This is a genomic window from Phormidium pseudopriestleyi FRX01 (genome assembly GCF_017313335.1).
Classification (GTDB): Bacteria; Cyanobacteriota; Cyanobacteriia; order Cyanobacteriales; family Laspinemataceae; genus Laspinema; species Laspinema pseudopriestleyi.
Genome location: NZ_JAFLQW010000109.1, coordinates 1 through 4,426 on the forward strand (window position 1 = coordinate 1; position 4,426 = coordinate 4,426).

The 4,426-nt window shown below is 49.6% G+C and carries 4 protein-coding genes; 3 read left to right on the plus strand and 1 reads right to left on the minus strand.

Annotated elements, in window-relative coordinates; genetic code table 11:
- Window positions 1-270: 270 nt before the first annotated feature.
- On the plus strand, window positions 271-450 hold the full coding sequence (locus J0895_RS04260; RefSeq protein ID WP_207086882.1) for a ribbon-helix-helix domain-containing protein: 180 nt from the start codon (window positions 271-273) through the stop codon (window positions 448-450).
- A 353-nt stretch (window positions 451-803) separates the two neighbouring features.
- Here the strand turns inward: J0895_RS04260 and J0895_RS04265 are convergent, their stop codons facing one another.
- Window positions 804-1,037, minus strand: a complete 234-nt coding sequence (locus J0895_RS04265; RefSeq protein WP_207086883.1) for a hypothetical protein — start codon at window positions 1,035-1,037, stop codon at window positions 804-806.
- 529 nt (window positions 1,038-1,566) lie between these two features.
- Here J0895_RS04265 and J0895_RS04270 point away from each other — a divergent pair.
- Both J0895_RS04270 and psaD read left to right on the plus strand, forming a co-directional pair.
- Window positions 1,567-3,621 (plus strand): DICT sensory domain-containing protein, encoded by a 2,055-nt coding sequence (locus tag J0895_RS04270; protein WP_207086884.1) that lies wholly within the window; start codon window positions 1,567-1,569, stop codon window positions 3,619-3,621.
- A gap of 228 nt (window positions 3,622-3,849) precedes the next feature.
- On the plus strand, window positions 3,850-4,278 hold the full coding sequence (gene psaD, locus J0895_RS04275) for a photosystem I reaction center subunit II PsaD (RefSeq protein ID WP_207086885.1): 429 nt from the start codon (window positions 3,850-3,852) through the stop codon (window positions 4,276-4,278).
- Window positions 4,279-4,426 lie beyond the last annotated feature (148 nt).

Sequence of the window (4,426 nt, forward strand, 5' to 3'; positions counted from 1 at the left end):
CATAATTTTTGCGACTTCGGCAATCCTAAACTTGCTCATAACCTTATAATAGCATGAAAAATGAGTAAGTTTAAACAGCTTTAGTCAGAAATTTAAACTCTGTCTCCAGCCCCGCGTTCTGTCTTGCCTGACAGGGCGCGGTTTTTCCTTAGTGGCTAGTTTATCACAACAGGGTGCCTCACCGAAGCCGATTGGTTCCCTATTTGTCAAATTAACGTGCATTGTAGCTCCAACGATGTATCATAAAACTGTTGACATCGAGATAAAACAGTGAGTAAACGAGTCCATGTAACCCTTCCCGATGCCGTCTATGATGCCCTCGAACGCTGGGCTGACAGTCAAGGACGGCCTGTGGCTAACTTAGCCGCATTTATTATTGAGAAAGCTGTAGAAGGAGCCAATGACGATGGAAAAATTCCGCCGCCACCCTCATCCCCGGCGAAAAATTAGCAGCAATTCAGAGTAAGGATTGGATTGCTGTGATCCAATCCGGAGCGTTTGCCGTTGATGATGCAAGTCGCGATCGGTTTTCGGGAACCGGGCGATCAACTTCGGACGTTCCCTCGACTCATCCCTGAGTCTTGATTGATTTATCCGTTTACGTTTTTTGATGTCGTTTTTAATGGTTTAATTCAATATCAAATAGCTTTACGTTTTGGGGCAAATTAACAATTGAAGTTTCAAGGGAAATATTATATAGAGCCTTTGTTCAATCATTAATACAATAAAATTTGGGAGCATCTTTGCCGCCCTCACTCTTTTTGGGAGAAGGGGCGGGGGGGATCTTACAAGAGTTAGGTTTTTTACGAACGGTCCCCGGACCTTGGCAAGGTCCGGGTTAGGGTGGGGTCATAGTGACGCGCGATCGCACTTGCGCGTAGAAAGAGGTGGGCACCCGCCTCCATACAGGCGCGATCGCACTTGCGCGTAGAAAGAGGTGGGCACCCGCCTCCATACAGGCGCGATCGCATCCTTTGAGTGCGTGACGTGACTTTGCCTGAGTTATGAAAACCCCACCCTAACCCGGACCTTGCCAAGGTCCGGGGACCGGAGGTAAAAAACCTATTCTTGTAAGCGGGATGAGGGCAGACTGTTCAATCATTCATACAATAAAATTTAGCCTGGGAAGCGTCTGATTTCCCTCCTAATTCAAGGGAGAGGAAACGTTTCTGCTAATTTTTTCAAAGATTTTTAACTGGATTTAGAGGGGTTGTCAAAGAAAAAAAAACGAGTGAAGTCGTTACTACAAACATAGAGAATATGAAATAACTATTGTTGATTTTGTTAAGGGCTTAGGCTAGTTTTTGGGGTTAAATTCGGGGGTAATGAAAAAATTCATGAGAATTTATACCTAATTTATGGAAATGAATTCTTAATTTTCAATCAACAATCTGAAATCCCGCGTTTTTTCAGGGAATATAGCAGCAGTTTGGCAGTAGTCGGCTCATCGTGCGATAACGTTGTTATAGGGAGAACATTACAGTTTCGGCAATACCGGGACCGCCTGAACATTGCCGTGCAGATTACAAATGGTTGTTGCCTACAGTGGAAATAAAGACAAAATAAATGAGCATTCCTACTTCGGTGCTGTTCGAGTTGCTGCACGCCTTGCCCCTGCTGAGAACTCAAATTTATTTCAAGTCTTCTTTAACCGCACTGTCCCATGCGATGGAAGATCAAGTCCTGGCAGGGACCGAGCCAGCTTTGGTGATTGCCTGTTTCCAACGAGAGCGATTTTATCGTCAGGAGACACACCGATATCGACGGATCGGCAACAAGACGGATCAAGTGTATGTACTTGCGGCACCGGAAACGGAATTTCAAAATAGTTCACAGATCCAGGAGGCGATCGCCTTTGAACCCGATGATGGATTAGCGAAAGAGTGGCACTTGGTGGTGCTTGCGCCGAACTATTCCACTTGTCTGGTTTGTCGGGAAAAAGAGGGATCGGTGGTGAAGCCTTTTCGCGATCTGCCATCGATGGATCAATCGAGACGGTTTGAGGGGATTTGGACCTTTGACCGGCAGGTTTCTTGTACCGTGGCGAGGTTATTGTTGGAGCGAGTGCGGGTGTATCGACCGGAGTTGGAGGAGAAAATTCAACGGGCGATCGCCACATATCGATTGAGCGAACCCGACACAGCACTCGAAGCTGCCGCGAGATTCCAGGATGTAGACCCAGGACCCTTTGTGCAACGGTTGGTCACATACCTACAGGTGGGTCAACATAAATTAGTCAAAACCTATCGCTCGATCGCCGCCCAAGAGCGTCGGGAACGGTTAGTCAACTCCATTACCACCGCCATCCGGCAATCTCTGAATCCGGCGGATATTTTCCAAGTCGCAGTGCGAGAACTCGGCGGGGCCCTGGATGTTTGTCGGTGTTTAATTTATCGCTGCAAAGCAACCGATCAAGAAGCGGCGATCGCCTACGAATTTTTAGGGCGATCGGTAAAATCCCTCTCTGGAAAAGTTTGGCCCTTGCAGGAGAATCCCCTATTTCAGGAAGTCGTCACCTCGGGAGAACGAGTGGTTGTGGAGAACCTCAGCGACCCTCGGATTACCGGATCCACGCGATTGGTCGCCTTAGTCCGGGAGTGGGAGATTGAATCCTGGTTAATGGTGCCAGTGTTCTATCAAAACCAACTGGTGGGAATGGTGGAGTTGCATCACTGTGGAGGGGAGGAAAGACGGTGGGATGCAGAGGAACTAGCAATGGTTGAGGCGATCGCCACCCAAATTGGAGTAGCCACCCTGCAAGCGGAAGCTTACGCCAACTTAGAAGACTTGAACGAACAACTCGCCGCCCTCGATCGCACCCGCAGCAACCTGATCGCCATTACCGGACATGAACTGCGCACCCCCCTATCCACCATTCAAGTCTGCCTAGAAAGTCTCGCCTCCGACCCCGATATGCCCCCGGAACTGCGGCAAGTCATGCTCAGTACCGCCCTAGACGATGCCGAAAGAATGCGGACTCTCGTGCAAGATTTCCTGACCCTATCGCGCCTAGAAAGCGGGCGAGTGGAATGGAACACCGAAGTCTTACCCTTGCATGAATGCCTGTCCTTAGCCATCAGTAGTGTTCGCACCCGGACCAACACCGAAGCAGGAGCCTTACCCACCTTGACTCTGGAAGTGCCCGAGGATCTGCCCTTAGTCCGTGCCGATGGGGAGTGGTTAGTGGAAGTGCTCTCCAAACTGATTGATAATGCTTGTAAATTTACGCCTTCCGGGGGAAAAGTGACCATTTTGGCTCAACCCCGAGGCGATCGGGAACTGGAGGTCAAAGTGGCCGATACGGGACGAGGCATTAGCAGCGATCGCCTCGAAACGGTCTTTGACCGCTTTTACCAAGAAGAAGGAGCTTTACGTCGTTCCACCGGAGGCACCGGCTTAGGATTAGCCATCTGTCGGCAAATCGTCACTGGCTGGGGGGGGCAAATTTGGGCCAAATCCGCCGGGAAAGATTGCGGCACTCAGTTTTATTTCACTATCCCTATCGCCACAGAGAGCACCTCCGATGTCACTCCCAACCCAAGTTCCCGTAGCAAAAGCAAATCTCAAAAAGGCGATCGCTCCTCCGGGAGTTCCCGCGATCCCCGGACACCAATTCGGTAAGTAGGGAGGATGGGGAAGATGGGGAAGGATGCGGTGGATATCTTCTTGACGAAAGCCACTCCACCCCATCCAAGGCATCCACCTCAAACCTGACTTCAGATCACCAATAACCAACAACAAACGACCCAATTCTAAAGAACTGTTACAGATCCTTACGAAATCTGTAGCAGTAGGCGATGTCAGTGGTACGATGCCCTAAAAATTGTTTCAAATTATCCGGAGTAAGATATGGCGGAAACCTTGACAGGACAGGCCCCAAAATTTGGGGGCAGCACCGGCGGTTTACTAAGTAAAGCGCTAGTGGAAGAAAAATACGCAATCACTTGGACCTCTTCCAATGAGCAAGTGTTTGAAATGCCCAGCGGTGGCGCTGCTGTGATGAATGCAGGGGAAAACCTCCTCTACCTGCCTCGCAAAGAGCACTGCCTCGCTTTGGGAACCCAGTTCCGGACCAAGTTCAAGCCCAAAATCGAAGACTATAAGATTTACCGGGTTTATGCCAGTGGTGAAACCGAGTATCTCCATCCCAAAGATGGTGTCTTCCCTGAAAAGGTGAACGAAGGTCGTGCTTATTACGGCAAGATCGATCGCAAGATTGGCGACAACCCCCAACCTGCGAAAATCAAGTTCAGCGGTAAGCAGCCTTACGATCCCTAAACCCCAAGCACAACGGTGCGATCGCCTAGGAACAACCAGCCTTGTGCCGTGAGTTCCGAGTCAGGGTCCTCTAACATTTGAGGGAACCTGACTTGCGATCGCCCGCAATGTTTGTCTAACGTTCTTTCATCTGAAATCCCAATGGCTA

Bases quoted from the DNA above. Each gene is read 5' to 3' on its own strand.
- J0895_RS04270 (WP_207086884.1), top strand. From the start codon at position 1,567: ATGAGCATTCCTACTTCGGTGCTGTTCGAGTTGCTGCACGCCTTGCCC.
- psaD (WP_207086885.1), top strand. From the start codon at position 3,850: ATGGCGGAAACCTTGACAGGACAGGCCCCAAAATTTGGGGGCAGCACC.